Annotated in this window: 15 protein-coding genes; 5 read left to right on the forward strand and 10 right to left on the reverse strand. The window is 64.6% G+C overall.

Annotated elements, in window-relative coordinates; translation table 11 throughout:
- Positions 1-43 precede the first annotated feature (43 nt).
- Positions 44-2,779 carry a LuxR C-terminal-related transcriptional regulator gene (locus O7A05_RS24580; protein WP_337095510.1) on the reverse strand — a complete coding sequence of 912 codons (2,736 nt, stop codon included), beginning with the start codon at positions 2,777-2,779 and terminating at the stop codon, positions 44-46.
- Positions 2,780-3,101: 322 nt separating this feature from the next.
- Here O7A05_RS24580 and O7A05_RS24585 point away from each other — a divergent pair, with 322 nt between their 5' ends.
- Together O7A05_RS24585 and O7A05_RS24590 are read left to right on the forward strand one after the other, a co-directional pair.
- Positions 3,102-5,651, forward strand: coding sequence for a caspase family protein (locus O7A05_RS24585; protein ID WP_337095511.1), 2,550 nt, complete (start codon positions 3,102-3,104; stop codon positions 5,649-5,651).
- The gene (locus O7A05_RS24590) at positions 5,648-5,935 is read left to right on the forward strand and encodes a hypothetical protein (protein WP_337095512.1); all 288 of its coding nucleotides are present in this window, start codon (positions 5,648-5,650) and stop codon (positions 5,933-5,935) included. Before O7A05_RS24585 ends, O7A05_RS24590 begins: the two co-directional genes overlap by 4 nt.
- A 125-nt stretch (positions 5,936-6,060) precedes the next feature.
- Here the strand turns inward: O7A05_RS24590 and O7A05_RS24595 are convergent, their stop codons facing one another.
- Positions 6,061-6,621, reverse strand: a complete 561-nt coding sequence (locus O7A05_RS24595; protein ID WP_337095513.1) for a DUF6931 family protein — start codon at positions 6,619-6,621, stop codon at positions 6,061-6,063.
- A gap of 192 nt (positions 6,622-6,813) precedes the next feature.
- On the opposite strand from O7A05_RS24595, the gene O7A05_RS24600 reads away from it, so the two are divergent.
- Together O7A05_RS24600 and O7A05_RS24605 are read left to right on the forward strand one after the other, a co-directional pair.
- Positions 6,814-7,350: an OmpA family protein gene (locus O7A05_RS24600; RefSeq protein ID WP_337095514.1), complete on the forward strand. Its 537-nt coding sequence runs from the start codon at positions 6,814-6,816 to the stop codon at positions 7,348-7,350.
- A 369-nt stretch (positions 7,351-7,719) separates the two neighbouring features.
- Complete coding sequence (locus O7A05_RS24605) at positions 7,720-8,121, forward strand: hypothetical protein (RefSeq protein WP_337095515.1); 402 nt, start codon at positions 7,720-7,722, stop codon at positions 8,119-8,121.
- A 104-nt stretch (positions 8,122-8,225) separates the two neighbouring features.
- Here O7A05_RS24605 and O7A05_RS24610 read toward each other — a convergent pair whose 3' ends face one another.
- The 8 genes from O7A05_RS24610 to tagH form a co-directional block, all read right to left on the reverse strand.
- Complete coding sequence (locus O7A05_RS24610) at positions 8,226-8,441, reverse strand: hypothetical protein (RefSeq protein WP_337095516.1); 216 nt, start codon at positions 8,439-8,441, stop codon at positions 8,226-8,228.
- A gap of 75 nt (positions 8,442-8,516) precedes the next feature.
- On the reverse strand, positions 8,517-10,958 hold the full coding sequence (locus tag O7A05_RS24615; RefSeq protein ID WP_337095517.1) for a M23 family metallopeptidase: 2,442 nt from the start codon (positions 10,956-10,958) through the stop codon (positions 8,517-8,519).
- Positions 10,955-11,446 carry a DUF1036 domain-containing protein gene (locus O7A05_RS24620; protein ID WP_337095518.1) on the reverse strand — a complete coding sequence of 164 codons (492 nt, stop codon included), beginning with the start codon at positions 11,444-11,446 and terminating at the stop codon, positions 10,955-10,957. Before O7A05_RS24620 ends, O7A05_RS24615 begins: the two co-directional genes overlap by 4 nt.
- Positions 11,447-11,457: 11 nt before the next feature.
- Positions 11,458-13,998, reverse strand: coding sequence for a serine/threonine-protein kinase (locus O7A05_RS24625; protein ID WP_337095519.1), 2,541 nt, complete (start codon positions 13,996-13,998; stop codon positions 11,458-11,460).
- Complete coding sequence (locus tag O7A05_RS24630; protein WP_337095520.1) at positions 13,995-14,774, reverse strand: PP2C family protein-serine/threonine phosphatase; 780 nt, start codon at positions 14,772-14,774, stop codon at positions 13,995-13,997. The genes O7A05_RS24625 and O7A05_RS24630 overlap by 4 nt, the downstream gene beginning before the upstream one ends.
- Before the next feature lie 117 nt (positions 14,775-14,891).
- Positions 14,892-18,419 carry a type VI secretion system membrane subunit TssM gene (gene tssM, locus O7A05_RS24635; protein ID WP_337095521.1) on the reverse strand — a complete coding sequence of 1,176 codons (3,528 nt, stop codon included), beginning with the start codon at positions 18,417-18,419 and terminating at the stop codon, positions 14,892-14,894.
- Positions 18,419-19,951 (reverse strand): type VI secretion system protein TssL, long form, encoded by a 1,533-nt coding sequence (gene tssL / locus O7A05_RS24640; RefSeq protein WP_337095522.1) that lies wholly within the window; start codon positions 19,949-19,951, stop codon positions 18,419-18,421. Before tssL ends, tssM begins: the two co-directional genes overlap by 1 nt.
- Positions 19,952-20,247: 296 nt before the next feature.
- Positions 20,248-21,327, reverse strand: coding sequence for a type VI secretion system-associated FHA domain protein TagH (gene tagH / locus O7A05_RS24645; RefSeq protein WP_337095523.1), 1,080 nt, complete (start codon positions 21,325-21,327; stop codon positions 20,248-20,250).
- Positions 21,328-21,634: 307 nt separating this feature from the next.
- Here tagH and O7A05_RS24650 point away from each other — a divergent pair, with 307 nt between their 5' ends.
- Positions 21,635-23,959: a type VI secretion system Vgr family protein gene (locus O7A05_RS24650; protein WP_337095524.1), complete on the forward strand. Its 2,325-nt coding sequence runs from the start codon at positions 21,635-21,637 to the stop codon at positions 23,957-23,959.
- Positions 23,960-23,967 lie beyond the last annotated feature (8 nt).

The following is a 23,967-nucleotide window of genomic DNA, read 5'->3' on the forward strand; positions in this document are numbered from 1 at the left end:
CTTCGGGTAATGGGTGGTTTTTTAAACCCACCCATTCGGGTGGTTAGCCCGCCAATTGCCGCTCGGTGGCGGCGTCGAGCCCGATTTCCTTCAGCTTGAGGACGGCCTCCGTCCGGCTTGAGACGCCGAGCTTGCCGAAGATGTTCTTCAAGTGCCATTTCACCGTGTCGGGCGCCATCGACAGCGTCTCGGCGAGCTGACGGTTGGTGTAGGCGCGCAGAAGCAGAGCGGCGACATCGGTTTCCTTGCTGCTCAGCATTTGCTTCCTCCCGGCGATCGCTATCGGGCGCGCACGTTCGGGCGCGGCCTTGCTCAGTTCGCGCAGAAGCGTGTCGACAAAAGTGGCCGTGCTGGAATTGCGCGACCAGGCCGGAATTCGTGAGCGGGCGAATTCGAGCACCTCGCGCATCGGCAGGCCCTCGTCGATCAGCGAGCGCAATGCGTTCTGCGGCAGCGCTAGGGTGACGACATCGACTGCCGCTGCCAGCGCCAGCAGCGTTTCGCCCGCGCGGTGCGCGGCGATCGCGACAAGCGCGCGGACCTGCATGAAGCCGCGCAGGCGGCCGTCGCGGCGCATGCGTTCGGCGATACGGTCGAGCACGGCGATGGCCTTGGCCGGATGACCTTCGGCGATCAGAACGCGCGCGGCGCCGATATGGGCGTATTCATCGAGCGGATGGATCGGCGCGGGCCGGCTTTCGGCCGAAGGCTCTATGCCGCGCGAGCGCAGTGCCAGCCGGGCGGCGTGGACGTCGCCGCGCGACAAAAGCAGCCGCACCCGCTCGTTCAGCGCGGCTGCCGTCAGCCGGCGGTAGCGCTTCTCGATGCCCAGCCGTTCGGCGCGTTCGAGGAAGACGATGGCCTCGTCGTGCCGGCCATGCGCGGCGGAGAGCCGCGCCAGATGCAGCTTGCAGGCCATCTCGTGGACGACCAGTCCGCATTCCTCGATGATCTGCCGGTGCTGGTGCAGGATGCGCTCGGCGCCCTGCAGGTCGTTCCATTCATAGGCGAGCTCGACATGGAAGATCGCCGTCATCGCCTCCGTGTAGGAACCGGACCCCAGGCGCTCGCGGGCGAGCCGGCAGGCACGGTCGAGCAATTGGTGCGCCTCGGCGAGATTGCCGGCGGAAATCTCGACCAGCCCCAGCAAGAGGTCGCAATAGACGACGCCGAAGACGGAATTGGCGGCGGCGTGATGGTCGCGCGCCGCGAGGCTGCGCAGGCGCGCGGCGTCCAGCTCGCCAAGCGAATAGTGGCTGAAGGCGCAGATATTGGCGAGCGTGCCGCGCGCGAAAGGCTCGTCTTCGGGAAAGTCCGCCAGCCAGCGCGAGGCGACGCGGGTCGCGGTGCGGGAGCGGTCGGTGGCGCTGATGACGCCGGCCGTCAGCGTCTGCAGCTCGGCCTTCAGCGAGCGGGTGGTCGCGCGATCGATCTCGCCGCGCTCGGAAAGCTGCCCGATCAGGGTTTTGGCCTGTTTGAGAATGCGGACCGCCTGGCGCGGCCGGCTCATGTGGAACTGTGCCCAGACACGCGCCAGGAGCAGGCGAGGGCGGGCGGCGATCAACTCGGGGGGAAGCTGGTTCAGCCACTCCGTCAGCCTGGGAATGTGACCCTGCATGGTGAGCGGCATGGCGCATTCCTCGACCAGGCCCGCGGCATGGTCGGCATCGCCGCTCGCAAGCGCATGGTCGACCGCGTCGGAGATATGGCCCCGGGCCGCCAGCCAAGCGGCGGCGGCGCGATGCAGGTCCCTGCGTGCCTCCGGCGCCCAGGCATCCAGCCTGTTGCGTAGGAATTCCGAGAACAGGTGGTGATAACGGAACCATTGTCCCGTGGAATCGAGCGCGATCAAAAAAAGATTCGAGTGCTCGATCGTTGCCAACGCCGCGGCGCAGTCTCGTCCAGGACAAACCGCCTCGACGAGGCCAAGGCAGAAGCGGTCGAGGATCGAAGTCCTGAGCAGGAAATCCCGGATTTCGGGCGCCTGCCGGGCGAGCACGTCATGCGTCAGGAACATCGCCACGTCGCGCTGGCTGCCGGAAAATTCGGCGATGAAGGCCTCTCTCGATCCCTCATGTGCCAACGCCAATGCCGCAAGCTGCAGGCCGGCCGGCCAGCCTTCGGTCTTGTGGTGGAGCGCCACCACGGCCGAGACGGCGAGGTCGAGGCCGCAGACATTGGCAAGATAGTCCTCGGTCTCCTCGAGCGAAAAGCGCAGGTCGCTGTCGCCGAGGCTGACGACATGCCCCTTCATCTTCATATGGGCGAGCTCAAGCGGCAGCTCGCCGCGGGTTGCGAGCACGATGCGCAAGGCCGGCGGCGCATAGGCGACCAGCATGTTGATGCAGGCGGCGATCTCGCCGGAGACGATCAGATGCGCATCGTCAAGGACGAGGTAGATCGGCGCGGTGCGCCGCGACAACTGGTTGATGATGGCGGTGACGATGGAATCGACCGGCGTCACCGGGCTGGAGTCGATCAGCGATTCCGCGTTGCCGGCAATGTCGGGGTCGACGCGGTGGAAGGCGGCGGCGAGATATTTGAGGAAGCGGGCGAGATCGTTGTCGAGCCGGTCGATCGACAGCCACGCTACCTGGGCTATGCCGCCGGATATCCCGGCCGCCCATTGCGAGAGCAGGGTCGATTTGCCGAAGCCGGCAGGCGAAGTCACCACAGTCAGCTTTCCCGCGGTCGCGGTGTCCAGGGTGCGCAGCAGCCGAGGCCTGCGGACCAGGGCGTCGCGCAAATGAGGCGGCTGAAGCTTCGTCTCTATCAGCATCTGGTTCTCGGCAGTTGCTTTCGCAGCGTTTAATAAACGCGGAGTGCGGCGCGGAGGCAATGGCCGGTGAGCTGGATGCTTCCCTGAGCCGGCATGGCTCGCTGATCGCGATCCTGCGCCGAACAGCGGCGATGCGCTTGCCCAGGTCATTGCGGCGACCGCGCCTCTGAGTTATTTTAGTAGTTTATTTGATACGCGACCTGCCTGCCATCGCGGGGGCGTCTCCTTTCCGTCTTGGCAGATTGTGAAGTCTTTAACAGACCACGATGCCGCAAGCTGCGTTCTTGTGGCCGACAGGATGATAGCAGTTAGGGATTTTGCCATGCTGCGATGCTGCGCGCTGATTGCAGCCTTGATCCTCGTGGGCCTCGCGACTGTGCAGGCGCACGCCGATCGAAGGGTTGCGCTTGTCATAGGCAATTCCGAATACCGCGAAATCCCGGCCCTCAAGAATCCCGACAAGGATGCCGAAGACGTGTCGAGCACGTTCCGGCTGGCCGGCTTCGATGTGTTCGTCGCCAAGGACCTGACCAAGCTCCAGTTCGAGAAGGAGTTCCGCAATTATCTCGCGGCGGCGGACGGGGCCGATCTGGCGGTTGTTTATTATTCGGGCCACGGCTTTCAGATCGGCGGAGAGAATTTCCTGATCCCGGTCGACGCGTCGCTCAAGGATGCGGCCGACATCGAGGTCCAGGCGGTCAAGCTCGACGATGTCCTGCAGCAGTTGCGCGCCAAATCGAAGATCCAGGTCATCATCCTCGACGCCTGCCGCAACAACCCGTTCCCGCGCAAGGATTACTGGCTGCGCGACCAGTTGATCGCGGCCGGCGGCACCGGCCTGGCGCAGGTGAAAAGTTCGCTGAACACGCTGATCGCCTTCGCCACGGAGCCCGGCGCCGTCGCCTATGACGGGTCCGGCGATCTCAGTCCGTTTTCATCCGCCTTCTCCCGCCGCGCGCTGGCGCCGAACCAGGAGATACGCTCGGTGATGGCGGCCGTGCGCCGCGACGTGGTCGAGGCCACCAAGGGCGCGCAGGTTCCGTGGGAGAATTCCTCGCTCATCGACGAGGTGGTGCTGATGCGCCGCGCCAACCGGCCGGCTTTGCCGCCAGTGTTGGAAAAGACCGTGCCCTCGGGCGTCGGACCGGTCGCGCTCGGCCTGCCGGTTCCGGTCGATGTCGATGGCGGCGCGGTCACCATCAGCATCGAAAGGCCGCCGGCGCTGGGGCGTCTGATCCTGGACGGCAAGCCGGTCGCAACGGGCGAGCCGATAGACGGCAAGGATCTGCCGCGACTCGCGATGGATGTGCCGAAGGGTGCCGACGCCGAGGACCAGGTCGACATGCTGGCCTATGCCGCGCATGACGAATGGGGCGGCGGATCGCAGGGCATACTGGTATTCCGGGTCAAGAATGGCGAGGGTGCCGCGGGCAAGCAACTCGTGGCCTCGCTGGAGTCTGAGCAGAAGCAGGAGGTGGTGGAGCGCGGCATCCACATCGCCGGCGCCGCCGAAGCGATCGAGAACCGCGATGTCAAGATTCCGGTCGGTGTCGGCCCCGTGCCGCTGAAGCTGGACGTCCCGACCAAGGATCCGGGCGTCAGCGTGAAGCTCGCGAATTATCCGGCAACCGGGACGCTGTCCCTGCCGGATCGGACCTTGTCGCCCCAATCGAGCCTGATGGCCGGTGAAGTCGATCAACTGCGCTACGAACCGCAGATAGGCGCCGCAAAACCGTTGATCGTCGGCTTCGAGATCACGGCTGACAACACGCCGTCGAAACCGGCGACGATGAAGCTTTCGCCGAGCGTCGACCCATGCGACACGCAGGCAGGCGAGCCTTTGGACCTGCAGGGCGTCGTCCCTGGCCTGCTGCCGAACGAGATCGGCGCCGGCGCGGTGGAGGCCTGCCGGGCGGCGGTGAAGGCCTATCCCGACGTCGCCCGCTTCCACTACGAACTCGGCCGCGCGCTGCTCGCCGCCGGCAAGGTCGAGGAAGCGAAGAAGTCCATCCAGAAGGCTGCCGACAAGGGTCATGTCCGCGCGGTGTTCGAGCTCGGCTATATCGCCTCGTCCGGCATAGGGACGGCCGTGGATCCCAAGAAGGCAAATGGCTTCTATGCGAAGGCGTCCGACAAAGGGGACCCCTATGGAATGACCGCATGGGGACGTGCCCTGTTCAATGGTCTCGGCGTCCAGCGCGATACCGGCAAGGGCTTGGACCTGCTGCTGAAAGCCGCGGCCATGGGACACACCTACGCCATGAACGATCTAGCCGCGATCTTCACCGAAGGCCGCAACGGCGTGCCTGCCGACCCGGCGCGCGCTGTCGCTTTCCTGAAGGCCGGCGTGGCGCGCCAGGATATGTATTCGATGAACATTCTCGGACGCAATTATCTCAGCGGACGCGGCGTCGAGAAGGACACCAAGCAGGCGCAGGCGCTGTTCCAGAAGGCGATGGAGCTCGGCCAGCCTTATGCGCCCGGCAGCTTGGCGCGCATGTACAGGGACGGTGAGGGAGTGGACCGGAACCTTGCTGAGGCGCAGAGGCTGTTCGAACTGGCGACGGACCGCGGCGACTACTCGGCGGCATACGACCGCGCGGCCATCGAAATGCAGAAAGGCGACAAATCCGATCAGGCCATGGCCGTCCGCTATCTGGCGTTCGCCGCAGGGCTTGATCTCCGCAACGAGTTGCCGGGCGCGCGCACGACACTGGCGCAGTTCGGCGCGAAGCCGAAGTCGGCCGCGTTGAAGCAACTGCGCTCGGAACTCAAATCGAAAATCCCCACCGGCGGCTCGGTCGACGACCAACTGATCAAGACGGCCAGAGCCGTCTGGGAGCAAGCCAATCCGCGTCGGGACCTGTTTTGATCAACAAGGAGGAAGTGGTGGGCAGGGCATTGAAGCAGGCGGTCATCGCAACATTCCTATCCTTTGCGGTTGCAGGGTGCACGACCGTGGCGCCTACGGTCGAGCCGGCGCCGACGACGAAATATCGTACGAAGGCCGTTCGCACGACGACCGAGCCCAAAGTTAAGGTGGTCCAGCAGAAGAAGGTTACCGCCAAGAAGCTGGTCAAACCGGTCACGACCGAAACCGCGCCCGTGATTGAGCCTCTGGGTGGCAGTGGCGGCGGTGGTGGCGGCGGGTGGTAAGCAACGTCCGCTAAGTTCTCCGGTTCCGACGGAATCTCCCGAGGGCGAACAAGGCGCTCGCCGAACGGCGCGCCCAGGCGGCCGAACTCGCCCCTGAAGCCGCGGCGGCTGCCAATAAACCCGCCCTAATACGCGTCGACCGATTGGCGTTGCGCCTCCATCTCCACCATCTGGATGCCCATTTCGACGAAGGCGGAAAGCACGCCAAAGCGGTCCGCGGTCGCGACGCGGGCCAGCCCCGCCAGGATCCCGGCGTTGACGGCGTGGGCGGCGGGAAATCCGGTCGATAGCATATCGAAGGTCGGGTCACGCCACGCCGCAGACAGGGCGATCCATGCAGCCGGCGTGGTCGACGACGGATCGACGGCGCTGCTGAGCGCTGCCCGATGGCGGGGATTGCTTGGCTCGCCCACCCAGTCAGTGACGAGAGCGAGCAATTCGAGATCCCTTTCGGCAAGGAGCTCGGCGACATTGCTCAGACATTCATGTCCCCACCAGACGGCCGCGCGCTCGGGCAGAAGGTAGGCGCAGAACGTGACGGCTTCCTCCGGCACCCGCCCGGAGAGCAAGGTGCGGCAGAATTCCAACGGGGGCTGGGCGGCGGCTGGCGATTTCATGTCCCGGGCGATCGCGGGGCAGGCAAGAAACAGATCCCTTGCCGTTCTGTATCCGAGTTCATTGGCCATCGCTGCCACACCCCGAGCACCGGCACAAATAGCACTGAAACCCGCGGCTAAGCGGCGGTCAAGCCTTAACCTCTAACAGGCCGCAGCCATTCGCAACGTGCGCTTGTTCACAGACAATCGTTTCAAGATTTGATATAGTCCGCGCCAGCGAAAACCCGTTCAAACAGGCCCGTTCAAATAGGAGTGACGGTCATGCGGTGGGGCAGCTCAGCCTTGGCATTGGCGGCCGTGCTTTTTTCAATGCACGTTTACGCCGATCCGCTTCAGAAATCGGAAGACATCGTAAAATTCTTCGCCGGCCAGAGCAATCTCGGCGCGTCGCGCGGCATCTGCGTCGGCACGGAGGAAGAGTGCAAGAGCAAGGCCGAGAAGAACGAGGCACCGCCCCAGAAGGCCGGGCTCGACATGATGATCAATTTTGCCCTGGACTCGGCCCAGCTCGACCAGACCGCGCGCAAGGAGCTGGACGAGTTCGCCAAGGCGCTGAAGGACAATCGGCTGAGCACGTTCAGCTTCGTCGTCGAAGGCCACACCGACGCGACCGGCCCGGATCGCTACAACCAGGACCTGTCGCAGCGAAGGGCGCAATCGGTGGCCGCCTTCCTCGAAGCGAACGGCGTTGAATCGGCGCGGCTCGAAGCGGTCGGCCTCGGCAAGTCGCACCCCCGCGTCGCCAATCCCTACGACCCGGTCAACCGCCGCGTGGAAATGCGGATCAGGACGGAATAGGCGACCGGCGCCGATCAGCTCTTAGCGAACTGCCGATGGGGTCTTGCCGACAGGCCGGACTCGCATTCTCGATCAGCATGAGCCCGAAAAGTGGGAACCGGTTTTCGGAGAAGATCATGCTCCAACAAAAAGTTAGATCAGGATGGCGATTCAACGAAACGTCATCCTGATCTAAGCCGCAATATCAGGGCGGGCCTTCAACAAACACATAGGCGCTGAAACCGTGGATGCTGCCCATCTCCGGTGGGGCCGGTTAGCCGATTTGGCAAGGCATATCACCGGCAAGGATGCCGCGTTCATCCGCTGGTCTGGGACTGTCGATCGCTCTTCTTTCTCGGGCCCTCGACCTTCGATTCCGACCGAAGTCGGATGTCGCTGCGCAATGGTCCATCGGCTGAAACAATCCGCCAGCTATTCCATTTGGATCTCAGACTGGCGAGCATCGTCCCTTCATCGTCAGTTGCGATTGCAAGAAGAAAACACCCGCCGCGACCTGCGAAGCGGCGGGTGTTTCATTGTCAGGAAAGTGCCCGCATGCAGCTTGGCGAAATCATTGCAAACTTGTTCGCCGCCCTGTTGCTGGCATGTATTATCGGGGCCGCTTTCTTTTTCGCCACCCAGCCGATTTGGCCGGACCACCACAAGGGACAGATGGTGATCCTCCCGCCCGCCGACGCGATCACAACGGGATCGATCAAAGCGACCACACATCCGCATTTGCCCAACGCGATCGACGGAAACCTTATACAGCCGAGGCCTTCACGGCCCTAATTTAAGGGAAGCGATTTACCACTCGTTTACGATATTAGCGCAGGCTGATATTCGGCCATGCTGGTACAGCGTACATGCCCAAAGAGCCCCAGCGCCGATCCCCCTCAGCGCTGGGGTTTTTTACGCATGATCCATTCGACCATGTTGGGGTCGACGTAGTCGTCCCCGGTCATGATACGGACCAGCTTCGTTGCGCGCGGCCGCCATTGATCTTCAGGAGCCTTGTCCTCATCCACCCAGCGCCTGAACGCTTCGCGCATGACGTCGAATTCGAAGTATGAACCGTTGTCGTTGGACTGTTTTTTGACCATGGCCGGCAACGTCGAATCCCCTGAAATGTTCCAGCTCGCCGCGCGTCGAAAAACGCTGTTGCCTGATGAGCCGAAAGACCACGGTTAGCCGGGCGCCAGCGTATTCTGAATAGAACCAATCAGCGCGATGACCGCCTGCTTGTATTTCTCGAACTCGGGAGAGGTCTGCCGGACTTCCGTCGTGGTCGTCGTCGGCTGGCCTTGATCGGTCACCACGCGCGGCACCTTCTGCCCCATCTTCCGCTCGGCCCAATCGACGACGTAGCTGACGGTCTTGCCGGTCAGGAACGGGTTGGCCTGGATGACGGCCGATCCCAGAACGGCGCTCAATTGCGACGAAGCCGGCGCCGCCAGCACCTGATGCGCGCCCTCCATGCCGAGGAAATGGCACAGATAGAGCCGGCCGGCAGAAATCTGGTGGCCGCGGGCGCGCAGATAGGCTTCACCTTCGCGCGCTAGGTTGCGCACCATTTCACGCGACAGCGTGGCGTCGTAGCGAAGCGCAAGCAGGTCGGCGGTCGACAGCGAGCGGGCAAGGTCGGGCCGATAGGTGTTCATCATCCGGATCCAGGTCTTGGAGATGAACTGGCCGGCGCCGGTTGCCGAGGAAAGCGGGTTCTTGGCGCGGGCGCTGCCGCCGCTTTCGACATGCACGATCCGGTCGGTCAGCGTCTCGACCGCGGCATCGCCGGAGCCGCCGGAACTGATTGAGACGGAAGCGGCGACCGAGGTGACCGTGCCCAGCGGGTCGATCGCCTCGCCGTTCTGGTAGAGCTCGAAATGCAGATGCGGGCCGGTCGAAAGCCCGGTGGTGCCGATATAGCCGATGACGTCGCCGGCCTTCACCTTGGTGCCGACGCCGCTGGTGATGGCGAATTTCTGCATATGCGCATAACGCGTCTCGCGGCCGTTGGCATGCGTGATCTTCACCAGATTGCCGTAGCTGCCGCCATCGCCCTGGAAGGAGATCTCGCCATCGAAGGCGGCCACGACCGGCGTGCCGACCGGCGCCGCCCAGTCGACGCCCTTGTGGATGCGGACCGTGCCCAGGATCGGATGCTTGCGCGGGCCGAAGGTCGAGGTCATCACGCCGGCGACCGGCGTGACCATGCCGTTGGTGACGGTCAGCGACCGCACCTGATCGTCGCCGGTCACACAGGCATACTGGCCATCGCTTTGCTGAAAGACGAAGCAGTCGAGGCTCTTGTCCGTGCCTTGGACGCCGACATAGAGCACTCGTCCGGAGATCTCGCCCTGGCCGCGCGGCGTCTGCGAATAGATCAGCACCAGGCGCTGGTCCTCGCTGGCGAAGGCGTCGAGATCCTGCCCCCGCGACAGATACATGATCGCCTCGCCGATGACGCTGGTCGGCACCTTGTTGCGCGCCGCCGTCGAATAGATCGCATCGAGCAGGCGGTATTGCCGCTTGGGTCCGCCCTGGTCGGAGGCGCCGGAATAGTTGAACAGGTCCTCGCGGACCCAGGGGTCGACGCCCGACACGAAGGCACCGGCCGCATTGCGCGTCAGCGTGCCCACATAGACATTCTTGGCATAGATCGAGACCTGCATCAGCGACATGGTGGTCGTCTCGCGGTTCGGACGGAACCCGCGCATGGCCACCACAAAGCCGGACTCCAGCCCGTCGCGGTTGAACAGCGTCTTCAGCGCCTCGCCGGCAAGCTTCGCATCATCGGCGGAGAAATGCGCATCGAGCGCCACGCTATCCAGGCTGCGATCGTTGAGGATCTTCACGAACGTGTCCTCGGTCGCCTCGAAGCGCTGATACTCGCTGGTGACGGTCGCAACGGTCGTGTTGTTCTCGATCGCGGTTTTTTTGAAAGCCGGGAGCGCGGCTTCGCCCTGGTCGATGGTCTCGCCCCAGCCGGCCTCGGGATCGTCGGCGTCGGCCTTGGGCGCCGAGCCGGTGTCGCTCTCGTCCGGCGCCGCCTGCAAGTCGTTCGCCAGATCGCCTTGCGGGGCGCCCTGCTGACCGTCCGGCGCTGCGGCCGGAGCGGGCGGGGCCGATTGCTCGTCACCGGGCGCCGCTGCGGAAGGCTTGGGAGCGGCTTGCCGCTGCGCCTGGAAGAAAGCGAAATCCTCCTGCGTCGACGGGATCGTCGTCATGAACTTTTCGCTGGCGCTCAGCATCACGTCGGAGAGGATCTCGATCTGCGGCGAGGCGCCCGAACTGTCGAGTTCGGCAGGGCGCGCGACGGTCTTGCCTTTCGTCGCGGTGTCGGCATCGGGCGCCAGCGTGATCCACATCGGATCGCCGGCGAGATCGATGATCGCCGGCACATAGACCGAGGCATCGGGCGGCACGTCTTCCATGCCCTCGACGGGATGCAGCTCCTCGTCCTCGTCACCGAACGACCAATAGTCCCTGGTCAGATAGAAGCCGGTGGCTAAAGCGACGACAGCGAGTGTGGCAAGGACGCCGAGAGCCCGGCGCCAGAGCCTGCGCCGGCGTTCGGCCAGCCGCGCCTGCTTCTTCTGCCTGAAGCTCGTGTCGATCGAGTGCGTCACGGGCTGTTTCCGGTCAGGAAATAGGTCCAGCGCACCTGCTCGAGCGTGTCGACCTCGACGAAGCGCGCCGCGATATGGCCGCGCTGCCAGCACTCCTCGATGCCCCGGATCGAGAAGCGCCGCCGGTCGATGCACATCTCGGTCGACCCGTTGAGGATCGCGTGGCCGAAGACGTCCGTCGCGTAGAGATAGATGTAGCGGTTGGCCAGCTCCTCGCGGATGACGTTGACGCATTGGTTGGCGCCGATGGTCCACCAGCCATCCGTCTGGTCGGCATTGTCGACTTCCTGCCCGACCGCCAGATTGACGACGTCGAGCGTCTGATTGCAGACGGTGAATTCGGCATGCGCCTTGCCGGGCGAAAGCATCGAGAGCAGCGCCGCGCCGAGCGCCGCAAGCGTCACGCGGCCCGGGAACAGCAATCGGAGCCGGCTACGCTGCTTGCGTGGCGAGAACCGGCTCAAGGTACGCGGGCGGCGAAGATCCATCGGCGTTCATGCTATCCGCCAAGCCGGAAATAGGTGGCCGTGGCGGAGAACTGCGACCCGTCGGCCTCGATCTCTTCGAGGATCCTGGGCAAAAGCTCCGAGGCCGGCGTCGGCCTGGAGAACATGGCGGCCTGGATGTCCTTAGGCCCGGTGATCACCAGCATGATCTGCGGCACCGCCTTGCCGGCTGCTTTGTCCGGGGCGGCAAGACCGATCGGGATGTTGAAGGTCACCTTATCGGTTTGCCGCACCATGCGGTCATCAAGATTGAAGGCGATGCCCTTGTGGTCGATCAGCATGATGTTCGAGATCAGCCCGCCGCCCGTATAGAGAGCGCCGCTAACCGGCGAGCCGTCCGGGACCGCTGTCAGGTCGAGCACAAGCTGTGGTTTCGCGGCAGAACTCCGGTCGAGGAAGCGAAGGAAAGTGGGCACGCCGCACTGGGAGAGCGTGATGAGGCGCACACTGATGTCCGGCTCGACATGGAACCTCGTCTGGAAATCGTTGAGCAATTGTTCGAAGGGCTGCACCGCCGTTGCGTATCCCTCGATCGTCGGGGTGGCGCCGGGTCCCGACGTTACGTTTGCATAAAAACAGCTGCCGCCTGTGAAATCGCGCACCCAAGAGCGCTGGTCGTTCCACTTGGCCATATCGTCTTCCGCTGACGGGAGCGCCGGCTTGGGCACATTGATGGCGACGTCGGTGTTGTCGGGCTGCTTGGCCGCTGGTGTCTGCGCTTGCTGCGCTGGTTGTGCCGGCGCGATCGGCGTTTCCGGCTGGCTGGGTCTTGGGGTCTGCGCCTTCGGCTCGGCCGGCGGAGGGGTCGGCTGCGTCGATGCCTGGCTTTGCGAAGCCGGGGGCGGGGAAGCCGCCGGCTTGGGCAACTTGGAAAGCATGTCCACGAGCTCTTTTACGCTCGGCTTGGCCGCCGGCGGATTTGCCTTTTGCGCCGGCTTGTTCTCAGCCGCCTGGCTCGGTTCCGGCGTCTTGGCCGCCGGCTTGCCTACAGGCTGCACCGGCTTCTGGCTTTCGACGGCCGCTGGCGCGGGAGCCGGCGCAGGCATCGGCGATTGCGCCGCCGGCGGTCGCGCCGGTTTGGTCTCGACCTGTGGGAGATGCGGTTGGCTGTTGGCCTCGCTCTCCGGCTGAATGGCAGGCGGGGCCGGGCTCTCGACGGGCGTCTTGGCCACCGCATCGGGTTGGGCGGGCGGCTTCGCCGTCTCAATGGTGGCGGCGCTGTCAGGTTTCGGCGCCTGCGGTCGAGCCGCGGCCGGTGCCTGCGCCTGAGATTTCGGCGCCTCCGGTGGCTGCGCCTCGGCCACCGGCTTGGCGGTCTCGGCGACCGGCTTCGGCGTCAGCGGCTTGGATGTTCCCGCTGCCGGCGGGGGCGCCAGGACACCGCTGAAATAAACGCCGCCCCCAACCAGCACAGCGAGAGCCGCGACCCCTCCGGCGATGGCGGGCATGCGCGAAGTCTTTTTGGGTGCGGCCGGTGCGGGCGCGCTGGCCGGGGCGGCAGCGGGCGCGGGGCGTGGCTCCGACAGATATGCTGGGCGTACATGCTCAACGAAGCGCGGCTCGCCGGGTAGTGGGGGTTGGGGCTTTGAGTCCGGCGGCGCCGTCCAACCGGCGCGCGGCAGGCCGGAGCGTTCGCGTGCGCCAAACGACACCGGCGGCGGCAATGTCGCCTCGAGATCCTCGCCGCGCGAGGCCCTGGCAATCTCGGCCATGCTGGCCGGCCGGTCGCGCGGATCCGGCTGCAGCATGGCTTCGATCAGCTCGCGGAAATCGGGATCGATATCCGACAGGTCCGGCACGGCCCGGCGCTTTTCGATGACCTCATATTGCGACCCGCTCATGTCGAGCGGCTTTCCGCGCAGCGCCGCGGCCAGCACCAGGCCGAGGCTGTAGATATCGGATTGCTCGCTGACCTCGCCGCCATAGAGGCCGAGCTGTTCCGGCGAGACGTAGTTGTATTTGCCGGCAAATTTGCCTCCAATCAGCGTTTCGCCGCCGACGGTGGCCGACCGGGCAATGCCGAAATCGATGATCTTGGCGCGCTCGACCTGCCCGCCCGGCAGAATGATGTTGTCCGGCGAGAGGTCGCGGTGCACCGCGCCAGCCTTATGCACTGCGGCGAGCCCCGATGCGAGCCGATGGCAAAGCCGGCGCACGTCCTCTCCGGGCATCGGCCCGCGCCGCATGACGTCGAACAGCGATTGGCCGTCCACGAACTCCATCGCCAGATAGGGGCGGCCGATCCCCGTATCGATCGTAAACACGTGGTAACGCACCACCGCGTCGTGCGACAGATGGTTGAGGATCGATGCTTCCTTGCGGAACAGCGACAGGATCGTCTGATCGCGGGCGAATTCGGGCAGCACGATCTTGATCGCCACATGGTCGCCGGTCTGGATGTTATGGCCGCGATAGACTTCGCCCATGCCGCCGGAGGCGATCCTCTCGTCGAGCTCGTAGATGCCGCTGAGCTGCGTGCCGACACCCGCATAGGTGACGTTCGCCGAAATCCGTGTCCTGTCGTCGTCGCTCATCTGGCCAGGCCCTCCACTGCGGACCGATCCGGATGGAGCGCGCCGCTCTGCCCGCCGCCGATCTTCACGAGTACGATGGTCACATTGTCGGTTCCGCCGCGCGCCAGCACCATGTCCAGCAGGGTCTGGCATGCCGCCCGCGGCGTGGCGGATTTGACCGCGGCCTCGATCTCGGCGTCGCTGACATGCGCGGTCAGTCCGTCGGTGCCCAGGACGAAAACATCGCCCGCCATAAGCTCGCCCTGCTGGAAATCGATCTCGAGCTCGTCGCTGACGCCGACCGCATGCGTGATCACATTGCGGCGCGGCCAGTTGCGCGCTTCCTCGGCGCTGATCATGCCGCGGTCGAGCAGTTCCTGCACCTCGGTGTGGTCCTTCGAAACCTGGAAGATCGAGCCATTGCGCACGAGATAGATGCGGCTGTCGCCGGCCCACAGGCAGGCGAAGCGTCCATCCATGGCAAGCAAGGCCGCGAAAGTGGAGCCGATGGTGGTGCCGCGCGAGCGCGATATATCGCGGATTTCGGCATTGGCGCGGCTCAGCCGGTCCTCGAAGCGGGCGCGAAGGTCCGGCGCCGAGCTCGCAATACCGATCGTCGCCAGATGGTCGACAATGCTGGCCGAGGCGACTTCGCCGGCCTCATGCCCGCCCATGCCGTCGGCCACCACCCAGAGCCCCGTCTGCGGTTCAATGAGGTAATTGTCTTCGTTGTGGTCGCGCACGCAGCCCTTGTGGCTCACGCCGAAGCTTTCGATGGGGAGGGCGACAGTGCTCAATTTGCCACCAAGCGCTTCGTGAGCGTCCTCTGTGACCAGCCACGGGCCGCGTGCCCACGCCACTCTGCCACAAGCGTGTACATTAGAGTATCGAAATGAAGCTTCGCGCCGGCCATCTCAGAACGCCTTCGGACAGCTGAAGCCGGACAAGGCCGGCAGGAGCAATGGATTGGCGCCCGAGCCGACCTGGACCGTGTAGGCGATATCGCGCCCGCCGATCACGAAGCGCGCTTCGGTGTTGGCGCCGTCGCCGGTGATGGTCGCCTTGTCGAAAAGCCGCTTCAACGCCCACGGCCCGTCGAATTTGAGCGCGGACTCGCGACCGGGCATTTCCGGCACGAGGGTAAGACTCGCCGATCCGGAAGCGGCGCCGCTCGGCCATGTCACGATGCTCGGCGCGTTGCCGGCCTGCGCGCTCTGGACCGTCTGCCCGTCGACGTTGAGCACAGCGCTGTCGACTTCGCTGTTCACCGATGTGGGTGTGATGGTGATCGAGACCGAGGGCACCGAGCCGCCGGAAGGGAAAAAGGCGCTGCGGATTTCCGCCGCCGACTGGAACGCCTTCAAGGTCGATTTTGCAAGGTCCTTGCTCGAACGCGCATCCTGTTTCCAGGTCCATTCCTGGCCGGTCATGTCGATCAGCGGTGCGAGGTTCTGCGCGAAAAAACGGTCCATCAGGCCGCCCGGCGCGAACAGCTTGGTGAAATCCGCCATCGAAATCTCGTCGGCGCCGTCGCGGGTGAAGGGATAGCGGCCGTTGACTGCCTCCTCGCAGACGCGCGTCACCGTCTGGTCGAGGGTCTGGTTGAGGTTGGCGACGGAGGCCGCGGCGACATTGCCTTCGAGCTCGTCCGCCGCCGCGTTGACCATGCGCGCCAGCGGCTTGGGCAGGCGCGAGACATTGGCGCGTAGCGTCGAGATCTGCAGCTGCAGGTTGGCGTTGACGCGTTCGGTCTGCGTGGGGATATCGGCCGCGAGCTTCAGGCTCTGGAAGATGTCGTGGAAGTTCTGCGTCAGCGCATCGAGCGGCCGGCGCCCGGCGGCCCCGCCGACCAGCGCCTGGAACGAACGGAACTGCGCCTCGACGCTGGCGCCGGCATTCTGCGCAATGGCCGAGCTTGCGCCGGCGCGGCTTTGCGACTTGCCGCCGGCGATCTGCAGGCCGATACGGGCCAGTCCCTTGGCCATGCTGGCGGGATCCTGCTGCGCCGTGCCGATATCGCCCTCGGCGCCGCTGTCCTTCGTCAGTGCGGTTTCATCGGCGATCGCGGTGAAGAGCTGGTCGAGGGGCGAATCCGGCGTCGCGAGGGCGGAGAGCGCCAGATATTGCGGCTTGTCCTTCAGCATTGCCTTGAGCTTCAACTGGTCGAGCACGCCGTTCCAGGCGGCGGCGAATTCCTTACCGTAGCGGTCTATGAGCTCGGGACCGAGCCTGGGCAGGTCCTGGTCGATGCCGCCCTGTTCGCCGCCGCCGCCGAGCACCCACTGGTCGTCGACGAGCATCTGCGCGATGCGCGAGAGCTGCGGCAGGAAGAAGCGATTGAACCCGGCGCGCGTGTAAAGACCGGGGACCTGAAGATCGGTGAGCTCGCTGCCATCCGTGCGCTCGAACACCAGTTGCGCTTCCGGGCCGGCTTTCGCGGCGATGGAGAAATCCTGCAGCTTTGCCGCGTAGACCGCCGACTTAATTTGCGCCGAGGCGCGGTCGGCGAGGCTCATGCGTCCGAGCGAGCGCTGCGCGGCCTCGACCAGCGGCTGGTTGAGCTCGAAGGTTGGATCGTAAGCGTCGTCGAGCGCAAGCATGGCGCGCAGATGCTTTTCGAGCTGTGCGCGGCCCTCGCGGTTGTTCTCGCCGGGGTAGCGGTTCTCTTCCCAGTCCTGCCTCATCCAGGAGACGATCAGCTCGTCGTCGACCTTCGGCGCCTTGCCGCCCAGCATCAGGTAAATCTTGAGCGGCTCGTAGAGCGCGACCGGATCGGCCATCCTGGCCTGGATCGTCCGTTCGGCCTGCACCAGCAGCCGCGAGCGGAAGGTCTGCTCCAGCGCCTGCCGATAGGCTGTCTTGGAAGCCGACAGCAGCCTCTCGCGCTGGCTGAGCCCGAACGTCTCCTCGATCGGCTTTCCCTGGTCGCTATTTTCGAAGCCGGCCGGCAGGTTGCGCAGCTGGTCGAGCGGACCGATGACGTTTTCGAGGTCGACGTCCGTCACCGTGGTGCTCTTGAGCAGGCTATCGGCGCTGTCGCGATAATGCGCCATGGCTTGGCGTGTGGAAGCGATCAGCGCTTTGTTGGCGAAGAAGCTTAGACCCAGCAGGCCGAGCGCCGCCAACGCCGCCAGCGCGATCGCGGCCAGGCCGCCGAACCTGGCGAGCTTCGCGCGCCGCTCGGCTGCCCGGTCGAACGACACCCAGCCCGATTCCGGGAAAATCACATTGGCCAGCAGGTCGTGCAGGAAGAAGCTCTTGCCGGCGCCGGAAAGATGCGCTTGCGAAGCACTGCCGAAACTGCGTCCGATCGCGCCAAGCACCTGGTCGAAGGGCGTGCCTTCCTGTGTGCCCGAAGAGAAATAGAGCCCGCGCAGGCTGACATTGACCTGTGACCGCGAGATATCGAACAGGCTGCCGACAAACTGCGTTATCCGGTTCTTCAGCGCGCCGAACTGGGCAGGAAAACCGAACAGCGCGATCCGCGCCACCGGGTCGGGCTCTTCCTGCAGACGGTCGGCGACTTCTTCGGCGAGCCGCTTCGCCAGCCTGTCGAATTCCACCGGCGCCTCGCCGGCCATGTTCCTGGTGCGGTCGGCGGTCTGGAATGTCGCGCCCCACACCTTGCGCCTGCGCGTCTCGTCGAAATCGCCGAAATAATCCATGAAACCGGCGACGAGATCGGCCTTGGTGAAGAGCAGATAGACCGGGAACTGGACCTTCAGCGTCTCGTGCAATTCGCGCAGGCGGCTCCTGATCTCGGTGATATGCGCGTCGAGCTGCCGGTCGTCGAAGCCGATCAGGTCGGCAAGGCTGATGGCGAGGATCACGCCGTTGATGGGCTGCTTGGTGCGGTGCTTCTTGAGCAATCCCAGGAAGGCGAGCCAGCTTGCCTTGTCGCGCTCGCGGTCCGATTCCTGCGTCGTATAGCGGCCGGCCGTGTCGATCAGCACCGCCTCGTCGGTGAACCACCAGTCGCACGACCGCGTGCCGCCGACGCCGGCCAGCGGCTGCGCGCTGCCGGAGCCGGCAAGCGGGAACTTCAGCCCGGAATTGACCAGCGCCGTCGTCTTGCCTGCGCCTGGCGGGCCGATGATGATGTACCAGGGAATGTCATAGAGGAAATTGCGCTTGCCGCTTGTCCGCTTCAGCGTCGCGATGGCTTCGCTCATGCGCGCTTCGAGCACCTGTGAATCGTCGTTGCGCTCATCGCCGCGCGCGATGGACGTTTCGAGCGCTTTCTGCGCCTTGCGCCGCTGCCAGAAGCGGACCCCGTAGAACAGCGCAAGCATCGCAACGCTGACGCCGATGATCGTGGCCCTGAGCCACACAGGCCCGAGCGGGCGTGTATCGGCAAAGCGGATCAGCGGCCCGGCATACCAGACCGCCGCCGAGAAACCGGCAAGCGCAGCCAAGCTGAAGATCCGCAGCATCCAGCGCATCAGTCGCCGTTCTCCGCGGAGCCGTTCTGCAAGGTCTCCTGTTTCGGGATCATCACGTCGACGCGGCGGTTCTTGGCGCGGCCGTCCACCGTGCCATTGTCGGCGATCGGTTCGTCCTCGCCCTTGCCGTCGGCGCTCAGCCGCGACGGGTCCTTCAACTGCTTGGCCATCAATGCCTGGACAGCCTTGGCACGAGCGACGGAAAGATCGAAATTCGATTTGAAAATGCTCGACTTCTTCGGTTTCACATTGTCGGTGTGGCCGACGATGGAGATCGGCCCGCTTTCGGCATCGAGCGCCGTGGCGATGTCGGCCGCGATCGGCTGGAACTGCGGCTTCAGTTCCGCCTGGCCGGGCGCAAACAAAAGCTGGTTGTTGATCTCGATGACGATGAACTGGCCCTTCTCGCCGATGCTCAGTCCGCCATCGGCGATCTCCTTGGCAAGTGCGGCGCGGATGCGGTCGATCTGGGTGGTATCCGGAACCGCGGGCGGTGGCGGGCTGGCTTGCGCTGGCTCAGTGGGCGCCGCCACGCTGGCGCGCTCGATGGTGACGGGCGTCGACGGGTTGAGCGCCAGCAATTCGCCGGCGGTCGCGTCGCCTTCATCGGTGATCAGCACCCGCAGTCCGAAGAAGACCGCTGTCGCCAGCGTCGCCGCGGCGGCCGCGACCGCCCAGAGCGGCAGCCGCGCCCCTGGCTTCGGCAACGCCGCCGCCATGCTTTGCCAGCGTGGCGAGATGTCATCATTGGCGCGCGGCTTGAAGTAGCGCAGCGTGTCGTAGACGTCGCGCCGGACCCGTTCGAGCGTGTTTCGTTCTTTGGCCAGCGCGCGATACTGGCCTTCGAAACCCAGCGACAGGCAGGCATGCATCAGTTCGAGCAGGTCGTAATGCGCTTCCGGCTTGGCGAGAATCTTGTTCAGCGCTTCGTAGAAGCCCGTGCCCGTCGGTTGGGTGTGGAAGAACCGCGCCGCCAGGCTGTGCTGAAGCCAGCTGTCCTCGTCCGGCCAGGGCAGATTGCCGACGAGGTCGTCGGCGGTTTCGCAAAGGGCGAATTTCGCGATGCGTGCGTCTTCCTCGGCTACGCCGGCTTTGGCTATCGCGCGGTCGAAGGATTCGATCGCGTCAGCGATACGCTCCGCCAAGGGTGCTGCTTGCCGTTCGACCGGCATCAGCCGCAACTGGCCGAAGAGCATCAGCAGCGGCGCCGCCGCGGCAAGGATCGGATTTGTCGCGGCGTATTGCACGCCCTCGGCGGCGGCGAGCAGGGCATCCTGCGGCAGCCCCGGCGTCGCATTGGCCTCTGCTCCCTGGGTTGGCCCTTGAAACAGCACTGTTCCGGACGACCAGCCGGTTGGCATCTGCTGGCCGCCGCCGGGGTCGAACACTGTCGCTTCGCGGGCGGGCGATGGAGCAGGCCGTGCGCCTTCCGGACCGGATCGCTCGGGAGCCGCAAGCGGCTTCTGCTTCGGCCGCGGCGCGCGGATGACGGTTCTATCCGCCGGCCTGGAAGGATCGTCCTTTGAGCTCATCGGCGATGACCCGCCGTCGAATTGCAATGAGCAGGTTTTTGCCCGGGGAAACGCGTTTCAGGCTGAACCTCAGCGGCGGGCCGCACGGAAAGGCTCATCTCGCCGAAACATGACATTGCTGCACACGCCCCAAGCCACGCCGCTTTGCCCGCCGGGCAAGCGTCCCTGGGCATTCTAGTCGCCCGGATACCCAATTGAAACGGCCCGCCGATTGAAATCGGAGAGCAAGATGCTCGAAGGGGCGGCTTCTTCTATGAGACCCGTCACATACGGCCGGCGCGGTCCGTGCCGTGCAGCTATTTCTGCTTGTCGGCCTTGGCGTAGGCTTCGGCGAAATAGGCGAGGAAGACATCCAGCATGCCGTTCTCGTGCTTGTCTTCCATCGTCCGCCAGGTCGCGACAAGCGCATCCCAAGCCTGGCTCTTTCTGGACGAGAAGGACGCCGGCGGGATCTTTTTGGCGATCGCCTCCGGCGACAGGTCGTCAAGCAGCCTGGACAGCGCGGCCTGCATGGCGGCGTAGGTCGCGATCTCATGCGTCTTCAGGTCGCGGAACGCATCCTCGACGCTGCGCCTGGCATCGAGATAGCCGGCTCTGCGCCTGGCGAACATGATCTCCAATATGTCGTCGGTGCCCGGCACGAATTTCAGCGGGTTGTTGTCCTCGGCGCCGATCATCGTGCGGTGCGAGCTCTTGGCGAGCACCTTTGCCGCCGCACGCGCCTTGAGCAGCAGGGATAGTTGCTCGACCGTGGTCCTCAGCACGGAGCCGATCTCGGCCGCGACATCGTGCGGGTCGCGCGACTGCAGCAATTCAGGCGCGATGCCCGCCGCCCTGGCGATCTCCCGCAGCATCGCGTCCGCTTCCGCCGGCCGATTGGCCGGGGCCGCCGGACCGGGCTGCGGGGCCGAGGATCTGGAGATGGGCGCCGTCCCGGTCGGGCGCTGTTCCGCCGGACTGAAGAACGGCTCATGGCCGGGATCCGGCGGGCCGCCGGGCGAGGGTGGCAGCTCGCGCTGCGTCGATCCCGTCCTAGCCTGCGGATGTCCGGTCGCGGCCCGTTCGTCTTCGATCGAAACGCCGACGACGTAGCGGCCGATCAGCAGCCGGTCTCCCTGGGCCAGCCGATGCGGCCCGCTCAGGCGCTGGCTGGACCCGTTGACGAAAGTGCCGTTGCGCGAGAGATCGTAGAGCCAGAACGAACCCGCCTGGTAGCGGATCTCGCAGTGCCGGCCCGAAATGAACTTGTCCGGGTCCGACAGTGTCCAGTCGCAATTCTCGCGGCCGATCTCGAAACTGCGGTCGCGGGCGGCATAGCTGGCGGCGGTGCCGGCCGGCAGCCTGTCGACATTGCTGATCTGGAGCGAGATGAACATCCGGAAGCGTCGCCCAACTTGGTCAACAAATGCTTATTTTCCGCGCAATTCCAGGCGGAAACGCCAACGCACCTTTCCTGGAATTGCCTTGGCATTCTAGCAGCTTGCGAGCGCGGCGGGAGAGGAGCGTTTCACACCGGCGCACGGGGCGGTTTAGCCACAGCTGTTATTTGGCGGCCGCCAAACATATGCTAGGCTGAAAGCGGTCCGGTGCGGTGGGCGTGAAAAGTTCCCGAACGTGATGCGGTTAACATAGCGGGGGCTTCAATCCATCATACTGGCGGCCGCGTCCAGGAGGGGCACGACCATGCCGAACGAACGCGCCACGGTTGTGCAGACGCCGGCGGGCGCCGACCTGACCTTCACCCATCTCATCGGCCGCGATGAGATCAGCCGCTGTTTTGCCTATACGGTCGGCTTCGTCTCGAAGAACCGCGACATCGACCCGTTGAAGATGCTGGGCGGCGTCGTTTCGGTCGAGGGCGAATCCGATCCGAAGCGCTGGTTCAGCGGCCTCGTGTCGGATTTCAAGCTGACCCGTATCGAGGACCGGCTGGCCTTCTACGAGGCGACCGTCAGGCCATGGCTCTGGTTCCTCGGCAACACCACCGATTGCCGCATCTTCCAGAACATGACGGCGGTCGAGATCGTCGAAAAGATATTCTCGAAATACGGCATCGCCAAATTCGAGAAGCGGCTGCAGGGGTCGTATCCCCAGCGCGAATATTGCGTCCAGTACGACGAGAGCGATCTCGATTTCGTGCAGCGGCTGCTCCAACACGAGGGCATCTTCTATTTCTTCGAGCACGACGAGGGCAAGCACACGCTCATCCTCTGCGACGCGATGAGCAAGCTGAAGCCGGCGCCCGGTTACGAGAAGGTGCTTTACAATTTCGAGGGCCAGGCCTCGCGGCGCGATGTCGAATACATCACCGAATGGATACCTGGCAGCGCGGTGCGGCCGGGCGTCTATGCGCATACGGACTACGACTTCGAGAAGCCCGGCGCCGATCTGATGGCGAAATCCGCCCAGCCTTTCGCCCATAAGGAAGCCTCGGGCGAGAACTACCGCCAGCCCGGCGCGCATCTCGATGTCGGGCGCGGCGACAAGATCGCCGGGATCCGCCGCGAGGAACTTCAGGCCGTGCACCAGCACAGCACGGCGGTTGGCACGGTGCGCGGCCTTTTTTCCGGCTGCAAGTTCACGCTTGAAAGCTTTCCGCGCGACGACCAGAACCAGGACTATCTGGTGGTCAGCGCCGAGTACCGGTTGTTCGATCCGGGTTATCGTACCCAGAACGAGGCCCACAGCGAGAACTTCAAGGTGGTGCTTGGCGTGGCGCCCACCAAATTGCCCTACCGGCCGGCGCGCATCACGCCGCGGCCGATCATGCGCGGCCCGCAGACGGCGACCGTCGTCGGTCCTTCGGGTGAGGAGATCTTTACCGACAAATATGCGCGGGTGAAAGTGCAGTTCCACTGGGACCGGCTCGGCAAGAAGGACCAGAACTCGTCCTGCTTCGTGCGCGTCTCGCAGACCTGGGCCGGCAGCAATTGGGGCTTCATCCAGATCCCACGCATAGGCCAGGAGGTCATCGTCGACTTCATCGAGGGCGATCCGGACCTGCCGATCATCACCGGCCGCGTCTACAACGCTTCGCAGATGCCGCCCTATGGATTGCCGGCCAACGCCACGCAATCCGGCTGGAAGTCGAATTCCTCGAAAGGCGGCGGCGGCTACAACGAGCTGATGTTCGAGGACAAGGCCGGCTCCGAGCTGGTCAATTTCCAGGCCCAGAAGGACCACCACCTGCTGATCAAGCACGACCGCAACAAGACGGTTCAGCACGACCAGTCCGACCGCATCGACCACGACGCCAAGCACTCCGTCGGCCATAACCTCGACGAGGACGTCGGCAACAACAAGACCGTCAAGATCGGCGTCGACCAGACCACCAACATCGGCTCGAACGACACCGAGACGGTGGGCAAGAACAGGTCGCTGACCGTGATGGCAAACGAGACGATTCACGTCGTTTCGAATTCGACGGAGAACATCGACGCGAACCACTCGCAGACGGTGGGGCTCAACCAGACAGTCACGGTGGGTGTCGCGCGCGTGGATACGGTGGGGGCTGCGGAAGCGAGGACCGTGGGTGCGTCTCAGACTAATACGATCGGGGCGACCCGCGCTGTCAGCGTCGGCGTCAGCCAGAGCCATGATATCGGGGCTGACGATAGCTGGAATGTCGGAGCCGGGCAGACCGTCAATATCGGCGCCGACCAAAGCGTGACCATTGGGAGCGCTCAATCGTTCAATGTCGGTGCTGCGCGCAGCGCAAGCATTGGCGCCGATGACTCGACAAATGTCGGCGGCGCTCATTCTCTGAGTGTTGCCAAGGACAGTTCAATAGGCGTCAGCCAAAACAGCGCGATCAATGTCGGCAAGAAACTGGTGATCAATGCCGGCGACGAGATCCTGATCCAGACCGGGTCTGCCAAGATCATGATGAAGAAGGACGGCACGATCGCGATCGAGGGCAAGGATATCTCAGTCAAGGGATCGGGCAAGATCGTCATCAAGGCCTCGGGCGACATCACCATGAAGGGCTCGAAGATTGCGGAGAACTAGGAGGACAC

The organism is Mesorhizobium argentiipisi (SeqCode) (genome assembly GCF_037179585.1).
Taxonomy (GTDB): Bacteria; Pseudomonadota; Alphaproteobacteria; order Rhizobiales; family Rhizobiaceae; genus Mesorhizobium; species Mesorhizobium argentiipisi.